This window comes from Curvibacter sp. AEP1-3 (assembly GCF_002163715.1).
In the GTDB taxonomy this organism is placed as follows: domain Bacteria; phylum Pseudomonadota; class Gammaproteobacteria; order Burkholderiales; family Burkholderiaceae_C; genus Allorhodoferax.
Genome location: NZ_CP015698.1, coordinates 530,009 through 553,814, shown reverse-complemented (window position 1 = coordinate 553,814; position 23,806 = coordinate 530,009). Strand labels below are relative to the sequence as shown.

At 56.3% G+C, this 23,806-nt stretch carries 24 protein-coding genes; 17 read left to right on the top strand and 7 right to left on the bottom strand.

All coding sequences use genetic code 11. The annotated features are described in order from the left end of the window. The first annotated feature begins 10 nt into the window (after nucleotides 1-10). From AEP_RS02610 to AEP_RS02550, 13 genes are all read left to right on the top strand, one after another. Nucleotides 11-649: a phage tail tube protein gene (locus AEP_RS02610; RefSeq protein WP_087493950.1), complete on the top strand. Its 639-nt coding sequence runs from the start codon at nucleotides 11-13 to the stop codon at nucleotides 647-649. A gap of 133 nt (nucleotides 650-782) precedes the next feature. Beyond that, a complete protein-coding gene (locus AEP_RS02605) occupies nucleotides 783-1,118 on the top strand; it encodes a hypothetical protein (protein WP_087493949.1) in 336 nt (111 codons plus the stop codon). A gap of 83 nt (nucleotides 1,119-1,201) precedes the next feature. Further along, the gene (locus tag AEP_RS02600; RefSeq protein WP_257789657.1) at nucleotides 1,202-1,468 is read left to right on the top strand and encodes a DUF1799 domain-containing protein; all 267 of its coding nucleotides are present in this window, start codon (nucleotides 1,202-1,204) and stop codon (nucleotides 1,466-1,468) included. Nucleotides 1,469-1,476: 8 nt separating this feature from the next. After that, the gene (locus AEP_RS02595) at nucleotides 1,477-5,250 is read left to right on the top strand and encodes a tape measure protein (protein WP_087493947.1); all 3,774 of its coding nucleotides are present in this window, start codon (nucleotides 1,477-1,479) and stop codon (nucleotides 5,248-5,250) included. A 6-nt stretch (nucleotides 5,251-5,256) separates the two neighbouring features. Further along, nucleotides 5,257-6,159 (top strand): carbohydrate-binding protein, encoded by a 903-nt coding sequence (locus AEP_RS02590; protein ID WP_157673015.1) that lies wholly within the window; start codon nucleotides 5,257-5,259, stop codon nucleotides 6,157-6,159. 2 nt (nucleotides 6,160-6,161) lie between these two features. Then, nucleotides 6,162-7,421, top strand: a complete 1,260-nt coding sequence (locus AEP_RS02585; RefSeq protein ID WP_087493945.1) for a hypothetical protein — start codon at nucleotides 6,162-6,164, stop codon at nucleotides 7,419-7,421. A 2-nt stretch (nucleotides 7,422-7,423) separates the two neighbouring features. Continuing rightward, nucleotides 7,424-7,762 (top strand): hypothetical protein, encoded by a 339-nt coding sequence (locus AEP_RS02580; RefSeq protein WP_087493944.1) that lies wholly within the window; start codon nucleotides 7,424-7,426, stop codon nucleotides 7,760-7,762. Further along, nucleotides 7,759-8,103, top strand: a complete 345-nt coding sequence (locus AEP_RS02575; RefSeq protein WP_087493943.1) for a hypothetical protein — start codon at nucleotides 7,759-7,761, stop codon at nucleotides 8,101-8,103. Before AEP_RS02580 ends, AEP_RS02575 begins: the two co-directional genes overlap by 4 nt. A 2-nt stretch (nucleotides 8,104-8,105) precedes the next feature. Next, a complete protein-coding gene (locus tag AEP_RS02570) occupies nucleotides 8,106-8,531 on the top strand; it encodes a hypothetical protein (RefSeq protein ID WP_087493942.1) in 426 nt (141 codons plus the stop codon). Further along, entirely contained in the window at nucleotides 8,528-8,848 is a 321-nt protein-coding gene (locus AEP_RS02565) for a hypothetical protein (protein ID WP_087493941.1), read from the top strand. The genes AEP_RS02570 and AEP_RS02565 overlap by 4 nt, the downstream gene beginning before the upstream one ends. A 2-nt stretch (nucleotides 8,849-8,850) precedes the next feature. Then, nucleotides 8,851-9,264, top strand: a complete 414-nt coding sequence (locus AEP_RS02560; protein ID WP_087493940.1) for a hypothetical protein — start codon at nucleotides 8,851-8,853, stop codon at nucleotides 9,262-9,264. Further along, nucleotides 9,261-9,716, top strand: a complete 456-nt coding sequence (locus tag AEP_RS02555; protein WP_087493939.1) for a lysis system i-spanin subunit Rz — start codon at nucleotides 9,261-9,263, stop codon at nucleotides 9,714-9,716. The genes AEP_RS02560 and AEP_RS02555 overlap by 4 nt, the downstream gene beginning before the upstream one ends. Before the next feature lie 14 nt (nucleotides 9,717-9,730). Continuing rightward, the gene (locus AEP_RS02550; protein WP_157673014.1) at nucleotides 9,731-10,126 is read left to right on the top strand and encodes an HNH endonuclease signature motif containing protein; all 396 of its coding nucleotides are present in this window, start codon (nucleotides 9,731-9,733) and stop codon (nucleotides 10,124-10,126) included. 41 nt (nucleotides 10,127-10,167) lie between these two features. On the opposite strand, the gene AEP_RS02545 is transcribed toward AEP_RS02550, so the two are convergent. Further along, nucleotides 10,168-10,866: a KilA-N domain-containing protein gene (locus AEP_RS02545; RefSeq protein ID WP_198301888.1), complete on the bottom strand. Its 699-nt coding sequence runs from the start codon at nucleotides 10,864-10,866 to the stop codon at nucleotides 10,168-10,170. 333 nt (nucleotides 10,867-11,199) lie between these two features. Further along, nucleotides 11,200-11,415 (bottom strand): hypothetical protein, encoded by a 216-nt coding sequence (locus tag AEP_RS02540; protein ID WP_087493937.1) that lies wholly within the window; start codon nucleotides 11,413-11,415, stop codon nucleotides 11,200-11,202. Nucleotides 11,416-11,627: 212 nt separating this feature from the next. Here AEP_RS02540 and rng point away from each other — a divergent pair, with 212 nt between their 5' ends. From rng to AEP_RS02520, 4 genes are read left to right on the top strand one after another with little or no spacing between them, the layout of a single operon-like run. Further along, entirely contained in the window at nucleotides 11,628-13,103 is a 1,476-nt protein-coding gene (gene rng, locus AEP_RS02535) for a ribonuclease G (protein WP_087493936.1), read from the top strand. Between the two features lie 9 nt (nucleotides 13,104-13,112). Then, nucleotides 13,113-15,563 carry a glycosyltransferase family 4 protein gene (locus AEP_RS02530; protein WP_087493935.1) on the top strand — a complete coding sequence of 817 codons (2,451 nt, stop codon included), beginning with the start codon at nucleotides 13,113-13,115 and terminating at the stop codon, nucleotides 15,561-15,563. Beyond that, nucleotides 15,560-17,461, top strand: a complete 1,902-nt coding sequence (locus AEP_RS02525; RefSeq protein ID WP_087493934.1) for an acyltransferase family protein — start codon at nucleotides 15,560-15,562, stop codon at nucleotides 17,459-17,461. The genes AEP_RS02530 and AEP_RS02525 overlap by 4 nt, the downstream gene beginning before the upstream one ends. A gap of 7 nt (nucleotides 17,462-17,468) precedes the next feature. Beyond that, a complete protein-coding gene (locus AEP_RS02520; RefSeq protein ID WP_087493933.1) occupies nucleotides 17,469-18,947 on the top strand; it encodes an O-antigen ligase family protein in 1,479 nt (492 codons plus the stop codon). Here the strand turns inward: AEP_RS02520 and AEP_RS02515 are convergent. From AEP_RS02515 to AEP_RS02495, 5 genes are read right to left on the bottom strand one after another with little or no spacing between them, the layout of a single operon-like run. Further along, on the bottom strand, nucleotides 18,924-19,688 hold the full coding sequence (locus AEP_RS02515; RefSeq protein ID WP_087493932.1) for a hypothetical protein: 765 nt from the start codon (nucleotides 19,686-19,688) through the stop codon (nucleotides 18,924-18,926). The genes AEP_RS02520 and AEP_RS02515 overlap by 24 nt on opposite strands. Continuing rightward, nucleotides 19,685-20,572: a DUF6492 family protein gene (locus tag AEP_RS02510; protein WP_087493931.1), complete on the bottom strand. Its 888-nt coding sequence runs from the start codon at nucleotides 20,570-20,572 to the stop codon at nucleotides 19,685-19,687. Before AEP_RS02510 ends, AEP_RS02515 begins: the two co-directional genes overlap by 4 nt. After that, on the bottom strand, nucleotides 20,569-21,285 hold the full coding sequence (locus AEP_RS02505) for a polysaccharide deacetylase family protein (RefSeq protein WP_087493930.1): 717 nt from the start codon (nucleotides 21,283-21,285) through the stop codon (nucleotides 20,569-20,571). The genes AEP_RS02510 and AEP_RS02505 overlap by 4 nt, the downstream gene beginning before the upstream one ends. Then, nucleotides 21,282-23,015, bottom strand: a complete 1,734-nt coding sequence (msbA, locus tag AEP_RS02500) for a lipid A export permease/ATP-binding protein MsbA (RefSeq protein ID WP_087493929.1) — start codon at nucleotides 23,013-23,015, stop codon at nucleotides 21,282-21,284. The genes AEP_RS02505 and msbA overlap by 4 nt, the downstream gene beginning before the upstream one ends. After that, on the bottom strand, nucleotides 23,008-23,802 hold the full coding sequence (locus AEP_RS02495; protein WP_087493928.1) for a glycosyltransferase family 2 protein: 795 nt from the start codon (nucleotides 23,800-23,802) through the stop codon (nucleotides 23,008-23,010). The genes msbA and AEP_RS02495 overlap by 8 nt, the downstream gene beginning before the upstream one ends. Between the last annotated feature and the right edge of the window lie 4 nt (nucleotides 23,803-23,806).

The window sequence follows — 23,806 nt, the reverse complement described above, 5'->3', positions numbered from 1 at the left end:
GCAATCCACCATGAGCTACTTTTTCCCCGAAGGCGCGAAGTTCCAGTTTTCCACGACTTTCGCAGCCGCCAAAACCGTCACCGCTGCATCCAACGCCAACCCCACAGTGCTCTCCAGTGTCGCCCACGGCTTTGTGGATGGCGAAGAGTTCCTGTTCCTCTCTGGCTGGGAAGATGCTTCCAACTCCATCTTTCAAGCTGACCAGCTGACTGCTGACACCTTGTCTGCTCTGGGCTTGGACACTACCAACACCCAGTTCTACAGCGCAGGCACCGGCACCGGCACGATCCAAAAGGTCAGCAACTGGACTGACATTCCGCAAGTGCTGTCCATCAGCAACTCTGGCGGCGATCCACGCTACACCGACGTGCAGCCCCTGAGCGCCCGCAATGGCATCAAGATCCCCACCGGCTTCAACGCCAGCACGATCACTTTAAGCCTGGGCCACGACCCGCAAAACGCCACCTACAAGGCCATGCTCAACATCGCCCGCACCCAGCAAAAGGTGGCGCTGCGCATCGTTGGCGGTGGTGCCACGGTCTACGGCTACGGCTACATGTCCGTGTCCGAAGTGCCACAGATGCAGTCCGGCCAAGTCAACCAAGTGCAGTGCGCGATCAGCTTGCTGGGTCGCGTCATCAGCTACTAAGCCCGGTTGCCCGCACGGCAGGGCAGGGCGTGTGTCCAGACAGCACATGCCCTGCTCGCCGGTGTACTCCGAGCCGGCACGCCGTGCGTGCATTCACTTTCGGAGCTTGTTTACCTGTCTATCGGAGTGATTCATGTCTATCGAAATCGAAATTTCTGACACCGTTGGCTTCAAAGTCAAAGGTTCCTACAACAACAGCAAGGGCCAGCCCGTTGCCTTCGACTTCCAACTGGAGTGCGAGCGCTTGGAGCAGGACGACCTGCAAGCCGCCATCAACGACCAGGGCAATACGCTGCTGATCGACTTCATGCTCGGCATCAACAAGGGCTGGACCGGCGTCAAAGACAAAGAGGGTAAGCAAGTGCCCTACAGCGAAGAAGCCTTCCGCAAGCTCTGCCGCATTCCCGGCATGGCCCGCACGGCCTTCCAAGCCTACCTGGGCGAAGTAGGTGTGAAGGAAAAAAACTAACGGCGCTCGCCAGAGCGCTCGCAGAAAACGCCCAAGCCCATGAGCCACCAGAGCAAGACAAGTCCAACCCGTTCATCGCCGCGGTGCTTGCTGCCCGTGCCAATGAACCCAAGCCCAGAGCATTCCTCTGGCCTTGCAATGTGGACACCTGGCGCCACTGGTGCGAGCTGCAAACGCAGTGGCGTGTCGGCGTCAATGGTGCAGTGGGCATGGACTACGCCGGCGTGTCTGCCTACCTCACTGAGCAAGGCATCACAGGCGAAGACCGGCAGCGCATCTGGGCGGGCATCCGGGCTTGCGAGCGCGGCACGCTGGAAGGCCGGCAAGCCGCACAAAACCAACCTAAATAAGGTCGCCCATGTTTGAAGGTATTGGCATCCAGCTCACGGCAGACACTGCTGATTTTGTCAGCGGTATGCGCAACGCAGGCCGCGAGCTGGACACCTTTGGCGGCCGTGTCAAAGACAGCGAGACCAATTCAGGTGCTCTGGCAACTACCTTGCGCTCGGCCTTCATTGGCGGTGGTGTGGTCGCGGGTATTGCAATCGCTGCCAACACTGTCCGCCAGTTCACTGACTCCATGGTTCAGGCTCAAATCAGCGTGGACAAGTTGCGGAACGGCCTGACATTTGCGGTGGGCGCTGGAAATGTGGCCGCTGAGCTGGAGTTCGTGAAGGCAAGCGCTCGCAACTTAGGACTGGAGTTCAACACTACCGCCGAGCAGTACATGAAGCTGGCCGCAGCCGCCCGTGGCACCAGCTTGGAAGGGCAGAAGACCCGCGACATTTTTTCCGCCATTGCACAAGCTTCCACGGTCATGGGCTTGAGTGCTCAGGAGGCAGAAGGCGCACTCACGGCGGTCGCCCAAATGATCAGCAAGGGCAAGGTGCAAGCCGAAGAGCTGCGCGGCCAATTGGGTGAGCGCTTACCCGGCGCGTTTCAGATCGCCGCCCGCGCCATGGGGATGACCACCACCGAGCTGGACAAGATGCTGGAAAGCGGCCAACTGCTGGCGTCTGATTTCCTCCCCAAGTTTGCAGCCCAGCTCACCAACGAGGTCGCTCCTTCGGTGGATGAGGCTAGCCGCAGCATGCAGGCCAGCGTCAACCGGCTGAGTACCGCATGGACTGATTTCAAGCAAACGGTAGCTGAAGCCGGCGTTTCCTCGGCCATTCGCTCTGCAATTGGTGGGATTGCCACCGATTTCGAGGCTGTATCAGATGCGATGAAAAATGCCAAGAAGGAGGGCGCTGGCTTCTTTGTGCAGACTTTGGCCGGTGTGACCACAGCTATCGGCCGTGGTGGTTTCGGCATGTTGTCTGAGGCCTTCAACGTCACAAACTCAGCTTTGAATACGCTGAGCGGTGGCCTTCTCAAACTGCGTACAAACCTAAATCTGGTGCCTGAGGCGTTCGATACCAATGCCCAAAAGGCAGCGGCGCTGGATGGCAAGCTGACCGAGGCGACAACCAAATTGCAGAACATGCGTCTGGAGTTTGACAAGCGCCCTAGCGACATTTACTTGCAGAGCGAGATTTATCAAACCCAGCTCTATGTGCAAGAGCTGCAGCGAGCCAAGACAGCGCTTGGAGAAATCACGGGCGGTGGTGCTGGCCGTGGTCGGGTCAACCCCGAGACCGTAGCCGCCTCGCTGGAGGCCAAAGCCCAGCGCGAAGCCTCTTACAAAGCCGCGCTCACCACTTACGCCACCGACAGCGAAAAGCTTGCTGCCGAGATCGCCAAGCAAAAAGCCGCCCTGGGTGATCTGTACACCCCCGAGCTGGAAGCCCGGATCCGCAAGCACTTCATCAAGCCGGTCAAAGACGCCAGCGACGACTATGGCCGTCTGGGCGCCACCATTGCCCGTGAGCTGGATCTGGCCAACGAGCAACTGCTGGCAGGCAGCCGCCTGACAGAGTCCGACAAATTCCGCATCAAGACCCTGTCTCAGATTGATGAATCCCTGCGCAAAGGCAATATCACCAAGGCGCAGGCGCTCACGCTGGAAGAGCAGATGACCGCGGCACAGCAAAAGCGTGAAGAGGTTGAAAAAGCCGCTGCTCAACGTCGTGCCAACATCGCCCAGTACCAAGACCAGATCGCCTTCCAGTCTGAGCTCGATGCCGCCTACGTGGCCGACAGCAAGGCCCGCGAGCAGGCCCGCCTCACGGTCGACGCCTACGAAAAGTCCATCCGCGACAGCAACAACATGCTGGCGCTGGAAGCCTCCCTCATGGGCCAAAGCGCCACTGTGCGTGAAGCCACACTGGAGCAGTACCGCATTGAGCTGGAGCTCAAAAAGCAAATCGACGCCATCGACCGCAGCGCCGGCCTCGATGAGGCTCAGCGCGAAGAGCTGCGTGCCCGCGCCCGTGTTGCTGCTGCATCTGCCAGCGCGCAAGCAACCACCAAAGCGCGCCTGGAAGTCACCAAGAAAGACGCCGAGCAGATCCAGCAAACCCTCACCGACGCCATCATGCGTGGGTTTGAGAACGGCAAAGGCTTCGTGGAAAACTTCCGCGACACAGTCGAGAACATGTTCAAGACCTTGGTCCTGCGCCCCATCGTCAGCGCCATCGTCACACCAGTGGCCGGCCTGATCACTGGTGGACTACCTGGCACTGCAGCAGCAGGGCAGGGTGGTGCGCTCGGTACCGTCAATACAGCAGTGCAGGCCAAAAGCCTCTACGACACCGTGAGCGGCGCTTTCACCACTTTGGGCGAAAGCATCAGCACCAGCGCGGCCACCATGGGCAAGTGGCTCATTGAAAACACCAGCGACGCGTTGCAGCAGGCTGGAAACAGCCTGTACTCCTACAGCGGCACCATCGGTACTGCTGGGGCCTACGCCGGCGGTGCATTTGCGGGTTACGGGCTGGGCACTGCCATCAGCAACGGCCGATCAGCAGCCGGCGACGGAAATGGTGATGCCCTTGTGGTGGCTGGCACCGCCTTGGGCGCTATTTTTGGTGGGCCTGTGGGTGCTGCTATCGGTGGCGCCATTGGTGGGGCGATCAATGCCGCATTTGGTCAAGGTGCCAAAACCGTAGATGCCACGGGTATTCAAGGGACATTCAGCGGCAGCATGTTTTCCGGCCAGAGCTATCAGCAATGGAGCCGAAGCGCCGGTTGGTTCAACAGTGGAGACAGTGGTACAGACTACCGCGCGCTCGATTCCAGCTACGCCAGCAAACTGGGTCAAGTGTATGGCGCGCTCACCAGCTCCACCGCTCAGCTAGCGGACTCCCTAGGCCAGCCGACTTCCCAGATTCTCGGCTACGTCAAGTCCATTCGCATCGATTCTTCGCAGCTCACTGAATCCGGCCTGCAGGCCGTGTTTGAGGGCATCGCCGACGAGCTGGCCCGCACGGTTGTCACTTCGGGCTACATCAAGGAAGGTGAGCGCGCATCGGTAGCCCTGTCCCGGCTGTCCACCAGTCTGGCGACCGTGAACGGTGCATTCAACACCCTGAACAAAGCAGCACTGACTGCAGGCCTGTCCACTGCCGATGCCGCCAGCCAGTTGCTGGATATGTTTGGGGGTGCGGATGCCTTCAACACAGCCACCCTGAGCTACTACCAGAACTACTACACCGAAGCCGAGCGCAACGCCAAGACCACCGAGAACCTGGTCAAGTCTTTTGCCAGTCTGGGTGTGGCTATGCCTGACAGCACAGCTACCTTCCGGGCGTTGGTTGACGCGCAGGATATTACGACCGCAAGCGGCCGCACTACCTACACCGCCCTCATGGGTCTGCAGGAAGCCTTTGCTGCAGTGACTAAGGCAGCAGAAGACAGCGCCAAGAGCCTAATCAAAACCGCCAACTACGCAACTTATGCCGATTACGCCGCAGCCATGGCGGCTGCCGGCGGCACCGCTGCCGCGCGCTTTGACGGTGGCGACCTGTCCGGCGGTTCCCTGCTGGCCCTGTCGCCCGCCTTGATGACTGCCACTGCAAGCAGCTCGACGCCTGCAGCCGCACAGGTGGACGCAGCTACCGCTGCCGAAGTGCAGGCCCTGCGCGAAGAAAACCGCGCTCAGTCCCTCGCGCTCGCCCGCATCATGGAGCGCTTTGCCCAAATCATTGAAACCTGGGATGCCATCGGCATGCCCGCGGTCCAACCGGAATAAATGACCATGAAGGGCATCACCATCATCAAACCCATGGCCCTCACGGACGCCATGTTGGTCAGCTCTACCGTCCCCGAGGCCGACTACGCAGTGTGGGCCGCTGGCACGACTTACGCCCTTGCAGCACGGGTCATCAAAAACCACGTCATTTACGAGAGCTTGGCCGCGTCCAACGTGGACAACGACCCCGAGCTGGCAGGCACTACCAAATGGGTCGCCGTGAGCGCCACCAACCGCTGGAAGCTCTTCGACCTGTCCAGCAGCAGCCAAACCGCGCAATCCACCAGCATGAGCTACACCCTGCGCCCTGGGCAGTTTGTGACCTCTGTGGCTGCTGTCAACCTCACCGACGTGACCAGCGTGCGGGTTCAAATGATCAGCGACGCCTTTGGCTTGGTTTACGACGAAACCCTAAGCCGCCCGCGCATCCAGCCAGAGGCCAACTGGTGGAGTTGGTTCTACGGTAAGCGCACGGAGCCATTGGCCAGCTACTACACCAACCTGCCAAGTTTTCTGGATGCACAAATCATCGTGACCTTCACCGGCGGTGCGGCCATGGCGGTGGGCACTCTCATCTTGGGAACGTCCAGCCAATGGGGCAAATGCGTCACGGTTGGTGTGTCGCTCGGCATCAAAGACTATTCCCGCAAGGACGTAAACACCTACGGCGACACCGTACTGGTCAAGCGCCGTTACTCCACGCAAGTGGAGGTCCCCCTTGCGTTGGAGACCGCGCAAACCGATGCATTTTTCAACTTTGTGGCTGGAATGCGCGCCACACCGGCTTTGTGGATCGTGAGCGACGAGTTTGAGTCCACCACCGTCTACGGCTACTACACCAGCTTCAAGGTACTGATCCAGTACCGAGACCTCAGCGACTGCACCCTCAATTTAGAAAGCCTGGCATAACCATGATCAACCCTATTGGACCCTCACCAACGCCGCTGGATAGCGCGGCTGACTTCAATACCAAAGCCTTTGGCCTTCTTGCGCAGCTCCCCGGCTTTGTGGATGAGACCAACGCCACGGCCGACACCATCCAGATCAACGCGGACATTCTTGCTGCTGTGCTTCTGGCAATGGCATTTCCTGAATACACAGGAACCAGCGCCAGTTCGGTCACTGTGGGAACAGGCCCCAAGGTGTTTGCCACCCAAACCGGCAAACTGTGGGTGCCCGGCCAGATCGTGGTGGTCAACAATGGTTCCAACATCTTGCGCGGCCCCGTGGTCAGCTATACGGGCGGCAACCTCACGGTAAACGTCACCAGCACGGTTGGCAGCGGTACCTACACAAGCTGGACGATTGGTCTGACGTTTGAGGGCTTGCTGCTGGCCAAGGCCGGTGCAAACGCTGACATTACCGACCTCAATGCCTTGGTGAGCGTTCCTGCCGTGGTGTCTTCTGCCATCACCTCGGGCATTAACGTCAATGCATCCCCTGCAGTCCGACAGACTGTCTTGGCCGGTCCGGTGGATTCTGCTGGCCTGCCCAATTTCGGCGGAAGCACAGGCGCCACAACCGTGACGGCAGCCGGCACCCTTACGGCTACGGCTGCGAATGGCGCGCTCAACCGCACCGGAAGTATCACCAATCCGTCTTGGTCCGGACTCAGCGTCAACGGCACGATGTATCTGTATCTCGACATTGCTGCCAACGGTGTTTGCACGCCGGGCAGCACTGCATTGGCCCCCAACTATCGCTGGGCCGGTGCAGATGTGGTGACCAACGGGCAAAGCACCTTCAACATTCAAGAAATGCAAATGAAGGTCGGTAACGGTACGACAGCAGCGCCGGCCTACCGTGTGTTTGTGGGAGAAGTCACCGTGTCGGGCTCCGTGGTGACTGCCATCACCTGGTATGCACTGATGGGGCGGTATTCGGGCACAGAGCAGGGCACGGCCTACGGTGGCGCATATTCGCAAAACCATAACCTCGGCGTGCAGCCTCTCATTACCAATTGGGTCTGGGTGTGTAAAACCGCAGACATTGGTTTTTCCGTAGGCGATGAGCTGCCGTTCTCCCTGAACGTTGGCAGTGCCTGGGCAACACCCAAATCCACAGGTTTCAGCACCGGCGCCGGTATCTCATGGCCAGCCAAGGCAGGTGGCGCTGCCAGTATCACGCTGGGGAGCTGGAAGGCCAAACCCTACATCCTCCGGGGGTGGTGAGCATGTGGGTCGACACATTCGGTAATCTCTACGAAGGCGACTGCCGTGCGGGCGACCGCGCAGCGACCCCTGAAGAGGTGGCAGCGTGGGAGCAGTCCCGCTCCCCAAGTCCTCTTCAGCAAATCCTTGAGCTGGAAGCCCAGCAGGTGCGAGACATGGCCCGCTTCGACCGCGAGCAGGCCCTTGCATCTGCTGAGGCACTTGCGCTGGCGGAATTCGGCATCGAGCCGGAGGATTTGTACGCCATGGGTGCTGGGCCTAACCCTCCCACGGCTGCGCTCAACTACCGCCGACTCAAAGACCTGGACAACCAGATCAAGGCCTTGAGGGACCAGCTATGACCTGGCACCTCTACGTTGCGGCCGTCGTCTTCCTGTCCCTGCCGACGCTGCTGCTGTTGGTCTGGCCGGCGCTCAAGTTGTTCGATTTGAAGGGCTTGTGGCGTGTGCTGTGGCTGGCTTTCTGGCCGGTGATGCTGGCCGCGTGGCTGGCTGACGTAATTGTGGCCCGCACCTGGTGGGTTTTGCTGTTTGGCTGGCCCAAGTGCAACGAAGTAACGATATCCCACACGCTGGAGCGCCTTATCGGCGAGCACGAGCACAAAAGCTGGGCGCTTGCAGCGTCTATCGCCCAAGAGCTGGACCGCATCAGCCCGGGCCACATCAAGATTCTCCGAAGGTAGCCATGCCAGAACCAACCACCGCATCCACTGCAGCCGTTGCCACGCTGGCCTCTGCTGGCGTCACCGTGCCGGTCATCACCGCCTGGGGGATCTCCCTCGGTCTGCGTGCGGACCTGCTCATTGCCGGCTTCGCTGGATCGCTGGTGGCCATTGTCCTTTTGAACTCGGTGCCCAGCTCTGGCGATACCTGGCAGGAGCTGGTGCGCACCACCTTGCGCCGCATGATGGTGGCCGTGGCCAGCTCGCTCACGGCAGGCTACCTCACACCCTTGGCCATGTTGGTGGCTGCCATGCCTGAGCCGCTGATTCTCGGCAGTGCTTTTGCGGTCGGTGGTGGTGCCCAGCAAGTGCTCATGTTCATGATCCGCAGGTTTTCCGGCGCGCCGCCGGGCAGTCCACCCGCCATGGAAGGGGGAGCAGGCGCATGACCGACCCCATTCAACTGGCCCACTGGCTGGCGGGCATCGTAGTGCTGGCCGAAGCTCTGAACAAATTGGAGCGCACAGCTCCCTTCGCGTCCGGTCTGTCACCCCGCAAACGGGTGGTGGACTTCCTCAAGGCGCTCGCCTGGCTGCTGCTGGCGATAGGGGCGGGCGGTGCTGTAGCCACCCCCTTGCTGCTGGCCATGGGCATTCACGCCACGCCGTTCGACCACATCACCCATGCGCAGCCCACCTTTGCCGAAACCGCAGTGCTGCTGGGCTTTGCGGTCCTGATTGTTCGCACTCGAGTCAAGGAAGGATAGACATGATCACCCTCAATCAATATGTGGGCGTGCACCGCGAGTCACCCGACTGGACGATTGCGCGCCAGCAAAACGCCAGCAACCTGCTCAAGGCCTGCGCCGCACTGGAAGCCGAAATGTCCCGGGCGGGCGTCTTGTTCCCGGATAACCCGGCTACTAAGAATGGCGTCAGCGGGCAAACCTTCGGCGGTTTCCGCCCGCAGGACTGTCCGCAGGGCGCGCCAAAGAGTAGCCACAAAGAGGGTCTGGCCGTAGATCGCTACGACCCCCGCGGCGAGATCGATGCCTGGTGCATGGCGCATCCAGATCGCTTGGCATTCCACGGCATCTTCATCGAGCACAGCAGCAAAACACCCGGCTGGTCACATTGGACTATTAAAAGTCCAGCCTCGGGCAACCGGATCTTCATGCCATGAAAGAACTACTCATCGCCATTGCCTTGGTGGCTGTTGGATTCTTTGGCGGCTGGGCTGTAAATGGCTGGCGCCTCGATGCCGAGCACGGCCGAGAGCGCATCGAGCTGGCCAAGCAGCGCAACGACCAGCTGCTGGCTGCTATCCGTCAGCGTGACGACTTGGCCGACAAAGTCGACCAGGTCGACAAAACCCGCACCGCCCAACTCACGAAAGCCCGCAATGAAAACAAAGCTCTTACTGATCGCCTTGCTGCTGGCACTACAGGCCTGCACATCGACGCGACTTGCCCCGGCACCGGACCAACCCAAACCGCCCAAGACGCCGGCGTGGATTCTGGAGCCGCAGCCGAGCTCACTGCCGCTGCTCGACAAGCTTATACGGCCCTACGACAAAACATCATTGAAACCGAAGGAAGGCTGAGCGCCTGCCAAGAGCTGCTGACACTGCATTGATAGACAATGCCCTCATGTTGAAGGGCGTATCCATCATTGGTGTAGTTGCTGTGCTTGTCGGCTGTGCTCAAAACCCGCCAGAGCCCGCAAACACGTCATTGAATCCCCTGGTGGACTACCGCCAGACCGGCCAAGTGGTTCGCACCGACGCCGGCAAGACAGAACGCAGCGCCGCGGTGCTGGCAGCTTTTCGTGAAAAGTACCCATGCCCGGCCACTGGCAAGTCCTTTGGATCGTGCCCAGGCTGGGCCATCGATCACGTGATCCCTCTGGCTTGCGGTGGTGCCGATGCGGTCTACAACCTCCAGTGGCTGCCCAATGCCATCAAGAGCGCCAAAGGCCCAGACAGCAAAGACCACTTTGAGCGCAAGATCTACGGAGGGCAGGGCGCCAGCAAGGGCTGCCCGTAGGCAACAAAAAACCCGCCGAAGCGGGTTTTGGTTTGCTGAGTTTAGGCTGCTAACTTTCCCGGATCGTTTGCAGAGGGAAGTCTTGAGGCATTCGCAGCAAGCCAGGCGGCAGCCTCAGCAGTAAGAGTCGCCTTGCGCTCCTCATAGCTCATGCCCTTGGCAATAAGCAGACTGTTCCGCACATCAAACTTCCCAATGAAATCCAACTCGGCAAGGGTCAGCGAGTTGCGTTGAATCCCCTTGAACTTGCCTGTTATGAGCGAGTTGACCAAGCAGTGTTCATTTGAGAAGTGATGAGGCTTGAGTTCTTTGCCTTCGGCCACTTTTTGATCTTTGATCACTTCAGCCATGAGTTTTGCTGAAGCCACGGACATGTGCCGAAGCTTCTTCCAGTCGTCTGAACCACGAATGATTCCGTCGATCTGTGAGTCGCACCAGACTGCAAAATCTGCATCAAGCCAGCGCGCAAATGGAACCGCTAGCTTTGGATGCAGCCATGTTCCTTGCTGGAATTGTTTTGAGTTGCCTTTTCGAGTGATGTGGGATTTCCCCATATCACTGTGATGGCGCTTCAAAGCAGACAGATATTCAATGGTGCTTGGTAGTCGCAACCATTCTGCTGGGTTTTTCCCCCATCTGGATGCGGCTTGAGTCGCGTTAAACCAGCCATCATCTTGGTAGGTAATCGCATGGCCTTGATAGTCACGGGTGACTAAGGTGTGTTGATGTTGCAGGGACACGGTAAGGGTTCTCCTTGTAGGTACCGCTGCGTCAGGGTTATTGCTTACTTGCTGCAGTGCAGCAGCTTGCTATAATCACCGACGCACTAACAATGAAATGCAACGACTAGTCTTGGCGGATCGGTTCGTTGCGTTGCTGCTAACTTGAGGCGATTTACTTGTGAAAGTAGGTCGCCTTTTTGTTTGCATCGATTATTTTAAGGCCTTTAGGGTGTTGCTCACAAGCCACTACCGGCAGTGTATCTGTCGCCTAACTTCACCGGATAGTCCATTCCATGCGGGCTCCATCGGTGCACTGCAGGGATGTACAGTGTTTTGAATCGCTAAGTCGATTCATTTGTTGCGCATGAAGCCGCTGGTGAAGTTCATTTGCTGCGCCTCGCGCAGCTCGTCGTCTGTTTCCGGCACCTGTTGCACGCGCTTTGACTCCACCAGGCAGACGGCCTCCGGGTGTTCTTTGCGAATCTGTTCATCGGTGCAGTGGTACTTGGTGTTGGTCCATCGGCCCGCCCACTTGATCCGCCAAAGGTAAGTTGTCTCTGTTTTCATTGCTGTTTAAATATACAGCCACCAAGACAAACAAAAACCCCAGAATGCTCGTGCGACAATCAACCACGGCCCAAGGTGGTGCACTAGGCGTCAGCGTAATTTCTGGCGTAACTTTTCAAAATGAACACACGTTTTCATTGGGGCTTAGACTCCGGCATCATGGGCCTCCCTTTGTTTGAAACAGCGCAGGCCTTGCGCGAAGTGGGCTTTGCATGCAACAAGACATCCTGATCAACTGGTCCCCGCAAGAGACGCGGGTCGCCATCGTGGAACACGGTGCAGTGCAAGAACTGCACGTGGAACGCACGCTGGAGCGTGGTCTGGTGGGCAATGTGTACCTTGGCAAAGTGGCGCGGGTGCTGCCCGGCATGCAGTCAGCGTTTATCGACATTGGCCTGGAGCGCGCGGCCTTTTTGCATGTTGCTGATGTGTGGCATCCTCCGGCAGAAGGTGAGTCGCTGAGTTCCTCCCGCGCATCTCAGCTCCAGATTCCGATTGAGAAGCAGGTGTTTGAGGGTCAGTCCCTCATGGTGCAGGTGATCAAGGACCCGATTGGCACTAAGGGCGCGCGCCTGTCCACGCAAATCAGCATTGCCGGCCGCCTGCTGGTGTTCCTGCCGCAGGACGACCATATCGGCGTGTCCCAAAAGATTCCTACCGCTCAGCGTGATGAGCTGCGCAGCCGCATGCAGGCGCTTGCGGGCAAAGAAGGCGGTGGATTCATCTTGCGCACCAATGGCGAGGATGCGTCGGACAAGGAGCTGGGCGACGATATTGCTTACCTGCGCAAGGCGTGGGCCCGGATCAAGGATGCATCGCTTCGTCTGCCGCCGCAAAGTTTGTTGCACCAGGATTTGAACCTGTTGCAGCGCGTGTTGCGTGACTTGGTGGGCGAAACGACGCAGACGATTCGCGTGGATTCGCGCGAGCAGTTTGATGCGCTAAAGACCTTTGGAGCGGAGTTCATGCCCGCAGCGGCTGAGAAGTTGCAGCACTACAAGGGTGAGCGCCCCATCTTCGACCTGTATTCCATTGACGAAGAAATTGCCAAAGCGCTGGCGCGCCGGGTGGAGCTCAAGTCGGGCGGCTACCTGATCGTGGACCAGACCGAAGCCCTGACTACGGTGGATGTGAACACGGGTGGTTTTGTCGGTGCGCGCAACTTTGACGACACCATTTTCAAAACCAATCTCGAAGCGGCACAGGCAATCGCACGTCAATTGCGATTGCGCAATCTGGGCGGCATCATCATTGTTGACTTTATCGACATGGCCCGCGAAGACCACCGCGAGGCCGTGTTGGCGGAGTTCCGCAAACAGTTGGGACGCGATCGGGTGAAGACTATGGCGGGTGGCTTCTCGCAGCTGGGTCTGGTGGAAATGACGCGCAAGCGCACGCGTGAATCGCTGGCTCACATGCTGTGCGAGCCGTGCCCGACCTGCGAAGGCAAGGGCATCGTCAAGACGCCCCGCAGCGTGGCTTATGACATCTTGCGCGAAATTTTGCGTGAAGCCCGACAGTTCACGCCGCGCGAGTTCAGGGTAGTCGCGTCACCCAAGGTAATTGAGTTGCTGTTGGACGAAGAAAGCCAGCACTTGGCAGGCCTCTCCGAGTTCATCGGCAAACCTGTGTCGCTGCAAAGCGAGGCAGCCATGGCCCAGGAGCAATACGACATTGTGTTGCTGTGATGGTGGCTTGTGACTGAGCGTTTGCGTATCGCGGTCTTGAGCCGCAATTTTTCAGTGACCGGGGGGGGGGCTGAGCGCTATTCCATCTCGGTGGTGGAGCAGCTCGCGCAACAGCATGAAGTGCATGTGTTCGCGCAGACCATTTCGCATGATTTTCCCAGAGTGACCTACCACCAGGTGCCCAAGCCCCTGGAGCGCCCGCGCTGGATCAACCAACTCTACTTTGCCTGGAAGACCTGGCGCGCCACGCGCACGGGTTTTGACATCGTGCATTCCCATGAAAACACCTGGCACGGCAAAGTGCACACGGTGCATGTGTTGCCGGTGAAGCACACACTGTTTGCCGGCAAGCAGGGCTTTGCGTTGGCTCTGCGGTGGTTGAAAGTGCTGACCAGCCCGCGACTTCTGGCTTACCTGTGGCTGGAAGAGCGGCGATTCGCTTTTGCCTACAAGAAGAAGCTGGTGTGCGCGTCAGCCACGCTCAAAGAGGTCGTGGAGCGCGCATTTCCAAATTCGCGCCCGATGCTGGAGGTCATCACGCCAGGCGTGGATTCAGTGCCGGGCCCGGCCACACCAGATGCCAAGGCCGAAGCGCGGCGAGCGCTCGGCGTGTCGACAGACGTGCCCATGCTTCTATTTGTCGGCAATGACTTCGTAAAGAAAGGCCTCAAAACCTTGCTGGAAGCGATGACCCATATCGAAGGCAAGGTGGAATTGCTCGTGGTCGGCCGCTCGGAAGAAACGAAGGAGTATGAGCAACAGGCGGCGAATCTTGGACTACGTTCGCGCGTTCATTTCTTGGGTAGCCTGAAAGACATGTCGCTGGCCTACAGGGCCGCTGACATGCTGGTGCATCCCACCCTGGAAGATTCGTACGGCATGGTAGTGCTGGAGGGCATGGCGCATGGACTACCGGTGCTAGTGAGCGATGCACCGTTCAGCGGGATTGCGCGGGATTTAACAGCGGGTAGCAATGCGTTATTGCTCTCTGAGCCGGCAGACACTGTCGGGCTTGCGAGAAAGATAGATGCTTTGTTACTTGACCAGTCTACTGCCGGCTCGCTGAGCACTTGCGCCGTGGAATTTGCGAAAGCTAACTCATGGGATCAAGCTGGCCTGCGATATGACAAGGTGTTTTGCGAGGTCACTCGTAAATACAAACAACGATGGCTGGTGCTTTCCCATGCTTTCAATATGGACGGCCGCGCAGCGAGCCAGACCATTACTGACAAGTTACCGCACCTGGAGGCAGCTGGCATTGAGTTGGTCGTACTTAGTGGTGTTTCAGGGAGTCAGGATCGGCACTATGAGCACTATCAACTGTGGCCCGCAGGTCCTGCAGGGATCCGATTTGAAATGCGCCATGTACTGCGCAAGCAGTTTGCTTCTCCTTTTGCGTACAGATTGGTGATGGTTTTGCTTTCGTTGCCGCTGCTGCCATTCATGTTGGTAGAGAAGACGCTTCGCCCTGTTGAGAGCTCCTGGTCTTGGTGGCTCTCCGCCTATCTGAAAGGCCGGCAATTAGCCCGGGGGCGCAAGTTCGACTTGATCTATTCAACCGGCGGTGCGTTTGCGGCGCATCTTGCTGGCAGCGCATTGAAGAAGGCCACGGGCGTGCGGTGGTTGGCTGAAGTGCACGACCCATTGGTCATGCCGGGCAGCGAACCGGTCAGCAAGCAGGAGTTGATGCAGGCCGAGGTGGAGCGCCTTATTTGTTTACAGGCGGATGTCGCTATTTGGTTCACTGACCAGGCTTTGGCTAGTGCAAAGCGGCGACACCCCCAACTAGGTGATCGCGGCAAGATGATGCTGCCGGGAATCGACGCGCCATTCAAGGAAATGCCACCTTATGTGCCGGGCCCCAAGATGGTGATTGGACATTTCGGTTCACTGTCTCCCACACGCAACCTAACTCCCATCATTGACGCATTGCAATCCTTGGTAGCTCAACGCCCGGAGCTCCGCGACAAAATTGAACTGCAATTGACCGGTGGGCCATTGGATGCGGTGTCTGAAGCTGCGCTCACAAATTCAAAGGTGAGTGACCTTGTAAGGCACTTGGGCAGGATAGAGGCAGATCCAGCCACTGGTTTATCCGGGCGTGAGCAGATATTGCGGCGTATGCGGAGTGCTGATGTCTTGCTATTGCTACATGGTACGGAGCCGATTTGCGCTGAATACATTCCGTCGAAACTGTATGAGTATCTTTGGATGCAGCGGCCGATTGTGGCAACTGTTAACAACAACTCACAGATGGCGGGCTTGCTCCACGAGCAAGGCCATATTGCAGTCGAAACCCTAAGTGCCGATACTGGAGACGCCCTTTTTCTGGCCATCATGAAATTGGTACAAAAATGGGAGACGACGGGTCTCGCAGACAATGCGTTGATGAGTCCATATACGACACGATCCGCTGTTATCCAGTTGATGTACAGAACTGAAGCGGATATCAGAGCATGAGTCTTACCTATCGCGCAGACGTTGACGGCCTTCGGGCTGTTGCCATCCTGATCGTGGTGGCTTTCCACGCATTCCCCGATATGTTTCCCGGTGGGTTTATCGGGGTCGACGTTTTTTTTGTGATTTCCGGCTATTTGATCACGAGCATCCTTCGACACGAGATGCAAACCAGCCAGTGGAGCCTTGTCTCGTTTTATGCGCGACGAATTCTGCGAATATTTCCGGCGTTGATTTTGGTATTGTTTGCATGCTTGGTTGTGGGTTGGCATACCTTGCTCGCGCCAGAATACATGCAGCTTGGCAAGCATTTGGGTTTGGGTACCCTTTTTCTTTCAAATATCGGTTTGTGGTGGGAAGCTGGATACTTTGACAAGGTATCTGAAGCAAAACCGCTCCTACATCTTTGGTCGTTAGCAATTGAGGAACAGTTTTATATTGTCTGGCCCATAGTGCTTTGGGTGGTATTGCGATTTCGACTCAGTGCGGCCCATATTGTTTCCACTTTAGGGGTCTTCTCACTTCTGCTCTCAGCATGGTGGGTGTGGATTGATCCCACTCAAGCGTTCTACTCTCCCCTTAGCCGTGCTTGGCAATTGCTGGCAGGTGCTTATTTGGCCTTGAATCCCGGAATTTTTAGGTCTGTGCGTCCCGCTGTTCGGAGTCTTTCAGTAATTGGACTTTTGTTGGCGACTTTGCTTCTGAATTCCAAGGTGCCTTTCCCTGGGCTTGTCGCACTTTTGCCGGTTGTCGCGGCAATGATTCTGGTTGGCTATTCCACCAAGCAAGATTGGACTGTAAGACTTCTAGCCCACCCGTGGATGGTGGCGATAGGTAAAGTAAGTTACCCATGGTACTTGTGGCATTGGCCGCTATTGAGTTTTGCCTACATCATTGAGAGTGGCAATGCATCCGTGGCCTTGCGAATTGGCCTAGTGTTGGCGAGCCTGCTTTTGGCAGTGTTGACCTATAAGCTATGGGAACTACCTATGCGCAGATTCCCCCGAAGAATTGTGATCAGTCTGTTGCTTCTTGGGATGGTTGTCCTCGGCTTGTTGGGTAAGAATATTCATGACCGTTATGGACTGGAGCGTATACGGCATAAAAATCTCATACAGCTAGATCAGGCTTCAAGCCAAGATTTTCTGGATTTCGAGAAACAAGGGCTGATTACGGATGCGAAGTGTGAAAAACCCTTCAAGTTCCCGGAACGGGAAGTGTGCCTGCTGGCCCACGCGGATAAACCGGTCAGTGCCGTGGTGCTTGGGGACAGTCACGCAGTGCACGCCTTTTGGGGACTCGCCAAGGCTTTCGATGCCCTCGGGTTGAACTTGGCTGTGCGCGGCAAGGGAGCATGCGTTCCGGTGATGGCGGCCAAATCCGGCACTGGAGCCTCCGAGTGCGAGCGTCATATGGAAACTGCGCTGCGTGATATTGCCCGAGATGCCAACGTGCGTGCGGTAGCGCTTGTGTTTCGTGGGCGATACCTGACAGAGCAATCCCTTCTTCAGGAGCGTCAAGACTTTGAAGGCAAGCTGGACGCCACGCTGTCGTTGCTGCAATCCACCGGTAAGCAGGTTTACTATTTTTTACCCGTGGTGGAGCCTGGCTTTGACCCGCGCCTGTGCTTGGGCGCACTGCCACTGGGGCGCAAGCCACCCTATTCCTGTGTCATTGACAAGACTGTGGACGATGTCAAATCCGAGATGGTGCGTACAAGTGCGGCGCGAGTACTTACGCGTTGGCCACAGGTTCGTGTTGTGGATCCGAACACAATGCTGTGCCTCGATGGGAAATGTCCCATCCTGCGGGATGGGCACAGCATTTTCAAGGATGAAAACCACTTGTCGCGGGCGGGCTCCATGCTGCTGAGTGAGAGTTTGAACGCGGCCAATCATTAAGAACCATATGACGTTGAACCGATTTCAGAGGCTTTATCTTGCGTTGATCCTGGCCTTTGCTGGAGTGCTGTCAGTGTCGGGCACGATTGCTCTGCGTAATGTCTTGCATCTGGCCTTATTGCTGCTCCTGCTGGGCTATTTGGGCTTTGCATGGCGCACAGAGCGTGGGCGCATAGTTAGGCTGGCTGCTGCAGTGCCGTTGCCGGTCTGGCTCTGGTGCGTATATCTTTTGATCTTCCCCTTCATTGCCCCAAATCCGGCCGGGGCATGGAGCAATATGATTGGCAAAGGTATGTGGGGCGAGTCCATCCTGACTTGGTTGCTTGCATGGGGAGCGTTTCTAATCCTTGGCGCGAAGCGCCTGACGCTCTGGGTACTTGCGTTAGTCAGCGCGGTGCCGGTATTTATTCACCTGGGCCTTACTGTACTGGCCTGGGCTGGCGTACTTCAGCCTACGTTTTATGAAGATCCGTCCCTGCAAGCGGCAGGTCAGTCGTTGTGGGCAGTACTGCAGGATGTGACCCTGTTGCAGACACCTTTGCCAGCCTTTCCCCTTGGCTTTAGGGGCATAGAGCCCATGCATGGCAATCTGGGTTATCCAGCTTCTCAGGCCATGTGCTTGGGCTTGGCTGTGATGTTTGCGGCCCGGCAGCAGGGCAAGCACCGCCGGGTAATCGAGGCGGGAGCTTTAGTTGCACTGTGCTTCGTGAGCGTGGTGATTGCACAGTCACGCGCCGCTGCCTATTTCGGATTGTTGATTCTGGCAATGGCCTGCGTGGTCTATGTGGTCTCGGTGCGTGTCCAGCGTAAACCGTTGCGTCTGGGACGGGGTGTGGGTCTAGTGATGGCTGGAGTCGGTGGACTTTGCTTGGTATTCTTCTATCATGTGGTATCGCATAACCCTGTCTGGTACTCCATGGGGGACAAAGTAGCGCTTGGGTTTCAGATAGAGAGACCGAAAGACCTAATCTGTGACGGCTTTACGTCCGCTACCTCCGATTTTGTACGCCAGAGTCATCCCGACAAGGATCAAGCCTACGTCGAGTCATTAATTGATGGCCTTCGCGGTGATGGCGGTCGCGTCTTGTTGGCTCGTGTCGGGGCTGATCTCAGTGCCACCAACCCCTGGGGCTGGAGCGGCGGGCGTGATGCTTACGAGTACCGCATAGCGCAGATGTGTGGCCATGTGCCGGCCATGAACTACTCTCACGCGCACAATGCATGGATCAATCTAATCTTGGCCGTGGGTTGGGTCGGAGCGATCCTCTATGCTTGGGTGCTCTTGCGATTCACAAAGTCGGGCTGGACTGCGCTGAAGCAAGAGCAAACATGGGCAGCAGGTTTAGCGCTTCTGTTGCTGTCCATTTTCTGGCTGTTGCGCGGCATGGTGGATGCTGTCTACCAGGAGCACTATCTGGAGATGCAGGCCTTTTTTCTGCTCACGCTATTCCTCAATCTGAACTCAGGCAAACCAGTTTCGAAATAATGGGTTGCACTTGACGAGCTGGTAGCGCCACTTTTCCTTGAGTTGGCGCAATTTCGTATTTTTGTAGTACGCACCGGTTCCGCCGCCTACGCCGCTGATGACGGGAGGAGGGCTCATCAGGCAGTGTTTCAGTTGTTTGCTCAGAAAGATATCCCTAAAGCTTTCTTCCAGTCCATAACCTTCCTGGACACGAATCAACTCGTGGGCTTGCTGAAAGTGTTGCTGGTATGTCCGGACATCCATAGCGTAAAACCGCGTGTCGATGTAGGCCAGTGTTGTGGTCTTACGCGGTGTGAAAACATGGTCAAACACCCCCTTCATGAGCAGTAGACCATTCCATGATTGCATGCAGGTGCTGAAGTTTTCCACCCAAAGTTTAGAGGTGCATTTGGCAAAGCAGCCAGCTGACTTGATCAGTGTGGAGTGCTCTACGGCATGGCGCACGATCTCACCTTCCCCGAATCCCCGGCCATGTTTTTGGACCAGCTCCACATTATTCTGGAAATGCAGGCACTCCACTGGACCATTGCTAACCAACTTAGCGACCATAGGCTGAAAATCGAAACCCGACCCGTCACAGAGCACCAGTGGATTGTGGGGAGCAATGGCTCTCCACTGTTGCACTGACTCCATTGCTAGCCGGGCCCTCTCGGTGGGGTCCTGCAATCGAACCTCTTTGTCATGAGCCACTACGCTGGAGGTCAGCAATATAGGAATGTTGTTAATGTTGGAGGTGCTCATATTCTCCCCAGCTTGCGACGCAGCTGCCTGCCGATGCGGGATAGTACGCTGCCACCTTCCCTGGGCCAGTCCATCTCGCGCTCCCAGGCCGACTGGTAGATCACTCCGCAGTACAGTGTGGAAAGTTGCTGATGGGTGATGCCGCGGCGTTTTTCCTGGTCCAACTGCCAAGCATAGTGATAAACCTTGAAAAGCGCCTGGCAAGGATGCAATGGGATGGCCTGGTAGGCTAGCAACGACTCCCCATACCAGCGCGACTCAATCGGAATGTGCGCAATCGCATCCGCAAAACTTATGCCGTTAGGTTGCAGGTAATTGCTTTCTAGCGTTTCCCAGACCTTGCGGTGCCATACGAGTGGGAAAGGGCCAAAACTGTAACGACGGCCATGGCGTCCGAATATTTGCTGTATCGATGTGGCTTCCCGCACAAAGTCATCCACGATGCGTGGACGGCGATGTTGCATGGCCCCCTCCAGAAGCTCATGTGCTTCGTCCAGAACCGTGTAGGGATAGCCGTCAGAGGCCAAAAAATCACTGTTGGAAAACGGGCGGATGAAGACCGCATCTGAATCCAAGCAAACATAAGATTCGGCAAGTCCCAAACGCCAAAACTCCGACTTCACAACCTGCTGCGCCACCGCACCGTGCATGCGTGCGACCAAGTCAAGGTTCAGACGCGGAGATGCATTCAAAATGCTCTCATCAGAGATCAATTGGGCAGAGGTGGTGCCGAGGTGCTCACGGAACAGGGCTAGTTCAGACTCGGGCACTGATAAATAAACGGGTATCCGTGTCTCGTTGAAGCGCTCGATAGATTGCATCAGGCGTGCAACGCGCCGCAAGTCCGTGCTATAGCTTTTGCAATAGAGCGCCAGCTGGTTCATGCCCGCTTATCCTCGTAAGCTGTTGCCACTTTCAAAAAGAACTGCAGAGGATTTGTAGCTCGCGCAACCATAATTCGTTGAAGCGCAAAAGGGTTGTCGCCAGCTTGGACACGGCCTCTGCGTGTGGACGTTGCCGTCACGTAACCGGCGGCGCGAACCATGTCTTCGTGCTCCGGCTTAAACCAGCCATAGGGATAGCAAAAATGTCGAACCTCGATACCGAGCAATTGCTGTAGCTCTTCCTTGGAACGTACGATCTGTTCTCTCGCCAAATCATCAGATAGTTCCTTGAGATTTGCATGCGTCCGCGTATGAGAGCCCACCTCCATACCTGCTTGGTGCCAATTCAACCAGTCCTGTTGGGTCATTAATGGCTTTTGCGCTACTTTTCCTGCGTCCCAAGCGTTGGTTCCACCCACCATGCCGCTAACACCATAGCAAGTCGCTGTGAAGCCGCTTGCCTTTAGGGTTGGCACGGCGTGCACTAGGTTGTTTTGATATCCATCATCAAATGTGAGACCCACTACTTTTCCTTGCTTGGTGCCAAGGATGTAGGGCTCTAGGTCCCGCATTGATAGTCCTTTGTATCCGAGAACGCGAAGCATGCGCATTTGCCAGGAAAAAGAAGCAGGGGATACCACCAAACCACGCAACGGCGTACCGCTGGGGGGCGGTACATCAATTTGGTGATACATAAGGATTGGGATCTTCATGTCTGTATACGTTGGAGATTTGCGTAATACCCATTGTGTTGGACTAAAGTTGCGTGGTCTCCAGACTCCACAATGTGCCCATGATCCATCACCACGATCAGGTTTGCTCGTTCAATCGTACTGAGTCGATGTGCAATTACTAACGTGGTGCGGTTGTTCATCAGGCCAGCCAATGCCTCTTGCACGACTCTCTCTGATTCCGTATCCAGCGCTGATGTGGCCTCGTCAAGAATCAAAATGGGTGCGTTTTTGAGTATCGCCCTTGCAATTGCAATGCGCTGACGTTGTCCACCGGAAAGGGACGCTCCATTTTCCCCCACGAGAGTGTCGAGCCCTAAAGGCAATCGGTCAATGAACTCCCAAGCGTGGGCGGCAATTGCAGCATCCTTTATCCGTGAGTCATCGGTGTTGCGGGACTGACCGAATGCGATATTCGCTCGGATGGTGTCATTGAGGAGAACAATATCCTGACTTACCAGAGCTATATGTTCGCGCAGGTTGGCCAAATCCAACGTTGAAATGTCAACGCCATCAATTGATATTGATCCGGTGTCGGGCGAGTAAAAACGCGGAATGAGAGCTGCAAGTGAACTCTTCCCCCCCCCCGAGGCACCCACCAAGGCGACGGTTTGCCCAGGGTGGACCTCGATGGTGATACTGTCTAAGGCTAGCTTGTCGCTGCCCGGATAGCGAAACGTTACGTTGTCGAATTTGATGTTTCCCTTACAGTTCTTCAACTCCGCTGTGCCGGCATCAGACTCTACAGGTCCATCTAATACGCCGAATACACTTTCGCACGCGGCTAGACCACGTTGAAGTATGGGACTAATTGTTGTTAGTTGTTTGATCGGTGAAATCAGTAACAACATGGCCGTAATGAAAGATACGAAGCTTCCGGCAGAATCACCTGCTTGCCCCATAGAGCGACTTAGCGCCATAAAAATAATGAATGCGATTGCAAACGAAGCTGTCATGTGCGTGATCGGAGTTAAAGCCGAAGCTGGCACGGCCTCCTTCATCATGCTGCGACGAAAGCTTTCTGTAACCTCAAAAAACCGGTCTTTCTGTTGTTCCTGCCCCCCGTATATCTTGATGACTTTATTTGCTGCGGTGGTCTCTTCAACAGTATGGGCAACGGCACGTAAGGATTCCAAACTGGCCTTGCTGGCTTTACGAATCCGTTTTCCGAAGCTTTGAATCAGAACAGCAATTACTGGACCCACGGTGAGTGTCACGAGCGTCAGCTTCCAATCCAAGTAAAGAAGATAGCTCAACAATGCAATTGCGGTCAGCGTCTCGCGGATGGCGGTAACCAGCACGTTTGTGGCTGCTTGGTTAATGTTGTCTACGTCGTATAGTAGACGGGCAATCCATTGCGAGGCCGGTTGAGTTTGAAAGATATGTGTGGGTGCTTCCACCAATTTGTTAAACATTGCCCGCCGGAGGTCCACCACCAATCGGGTTGATACCCAGGTCATCAAATAATTGGTCAAGAAAGAGAGGGCTCCCCGCACGACGAATAGCAGCACGATGCTCAACGGGATCAGCCACACCATTTGAGCGTCATTGGTCTTGAAGCCGCTATCCAACAAATGTCGCATGATGGCGGGAAACACTGGCTCTGTCGCTGCTGTGCAGATCATGCAGAGTACTGCGAACAGAAAAGCCCGCCAGTACGGTTTGAGGAAACCTAAAAGGCGGACGTAGTGGGCGCGGTCTGCTTCACTCATGGAAGGACTTCAACTCCGTGGGAGCCCTTTTCCATACATCTCCACGCTGAATCTCAATAGCTTTGACGTAACGATAGAAAGTACCCTCAAAGTTGCCGATTGCGATCACCAAGCCTGCCCAACCGTCCAAAAATCCAAGCTTAAACAGGTAATGCTTCCAAAAGGCCCATTTCGCATGAAGCAATGCGGTCCACATAGATAGTTTCTTGTGTTGTATCTTTTCAGCCCCTAAGCTGGAGTAACGATTTGCCTTGTGCATAACCTCGGCCATGTTCTTGAAGGGGAATTGCCAAATGGCAGACTTCATGTGCCCGATAGGTAACTTAGAGTGCAATACATAACCCTCGTGCACGGGCTTCATGTCATATGTCATTGCCCCACGGCGAAATAGTTGGGGTTGGCGATAATTGGGGTACCAACCAGAGTGCTTGATCCAGCGCCCCATAAAGAAGTTACGTCGAGGTGTGTGATAGACCTCATGGGTCTCATCGCGCGATATCAACTGCTTTATTTCTGCTGCAGCTTCCGGTGTGCAGCGTTCATCCGCGTCAAGGCTAAAAATCCAGTCTTTGGTGCAGGCATTTATTGCTTGATTTCGGAGGTCACCAAATCCCTTGAAGTCAACTTGTACTACCCGTGCTCCTAAGGCAGTGGCAATATCTGCGGTACCGTCAGTGCTGTATGAATCTACGAGGATGATTTCGTCTGCCCATTTGACGCTCTGGATGGCGGCGCTAACTTTTTCAACTTCGTTGAAGGCGATGATGTAGACAGATATGGTGGGCATGGGG

Bases quoted from the DNA above. Each gene is read 5' to 3' on its own strand.
- AEP_RS02585 (WP_087493945.1), top strand. From the start codon at position 6,162: ATGATCAACCCTATTGGACCCTCACCAACGCCGCTGGATAGCGCGGCT.
- AEP_RS02590 (WP_157673015.1), top strand. From the start codon at position 5,257: ATGAAGGGCATCACCATCATCAAACCCATGGCCCTCACGGACGCCATG.
- AEP_RS02495 (WP_087493928.1), bottom strand. From the start codon at position 23,802: ATGCCCACCATATCTGTCTACATCATCGCCTTCAACGAAGTTGAAAAA.
- AEP_RS02610 (WP_087493950.1), top strand. From the start codon at position 11: ATGAGCTACTTTTTCCCCGAAGGCGCGAAGTTCCAGTTTTCCACGACT.
- AEP_RS02595 (WP_087493947.1), top strand. From the start codon at position 1,477: ATGTTTGAAGGTATTGGCATCCAGCTCACGGCAGACACTGCTGATTTT.
- msbA (WP_087493929.1), bottom strand. From the start codon at position 23,015: ATGAGTGAAGCAGACCGCGCCCACTACGTCCGCCTTTTAGGTTTCCTC.
- AEP_RS02515 (WP_087493932.1), bottom strand. From the start codon at position 19,688: ATGAGCACCTCCAACATTAACAACATTCCTATATTGCTGACCTCCAGC.
- AEP_RS02575 (WP_087493943.1), top strand. From the start codon at position 7,759: ATGACCTGGCACCTCTACGTTGCGGCCGTCGTCTTCCTGTCCCTGCCG.
- AEP_RS02540 (WP_087493937.1), bottom strand. From the start codon at position 11,415: ATGAAAACAGAGACAACTTACCTTTGGCGGATCAAGTGGGCGGGCCGA.
- rng (WP_087493936.1), top strand. From the start codon at position 11,628: ATGCAACAAGACATCCTGATCAACTGGTCCCCGCAAGAGACGCGGGTC.
- AEP_RS02565 (WP_087493941.1), top strand. From the start codon at position 8,528: ATGACCGACCCCATTCAACTGGCCCACTGGCTGGCGGGCATCGTAGTG.
- AEP_RS02570 (WP_087493942.1), top strand. From the start codon at position 8,106: ATGCCAGAACCAACCACCGCATCCACTGCAGCCGTTGCCACGCTGGCC.
- AEP_RS02605 (WP_087493949.1), top strand. From the start codon at position 783: ATGTCTATCGAAATCGAAATTTCTGACACCGTTGGCTTCAAAGTCAAA.
- AEP_RS02505 (WP_087493930.1), bottom strand. From the start codon at position 21,285: ATGAAGATCCCAATCCTTATGTATCACCAAATTGATGTACCGCCCCCC.
- AEP_RS02510 (WP_087493931.1), bottom strand. From the start codon at position 20,572: ATGAACCAGCTGGCGCTCTATTGCAAAAGCTATAGCACGGACTTGCGG.
- AEP_RS02550 (WP_157673014.1), top strand. From the start codon at position 9,731: ATGTTGAAGGGCGTATCCATCATTGGTGTAGTTGCTGTGCTTGTCGGC.
- AEP_RS02520 (WP_087493933.1), top strand. From the start codon at position 17,469: ATGACGTTGAACCGATTTCAGAGGCTTTATCTTGCGTTGATCCTGGCC.
- AEP_RS02555 (WP_087493939.1), top strand. From the start codon at position 9,261: ATGAAAGAACTACTCATCGCCATTGCCTTGGTGGCTGTTGGATTCTTT.
- AEP_RS02580 (WP_087493944.1), top strand. From the start codon at position 7,424: ATGTGGGTCGACACATTCGGTAATCTCTACGAAGGCGACTGCCGTGCG.
- AEP_RS02525 (WP_087493934.1), top strand. From the start codon at position 15,560: ATGAGTCTTACCTATCGCGCAGACGTTGACGGCCTTCGGGCTGTTGCC.
- AEP_RS02560 (WP_087493940.1), top strand. From the start codon at position 8,851: ATGATCACCCTCAATCAATATGTGGGCGTGCACCGCGAGTCACCCGAC.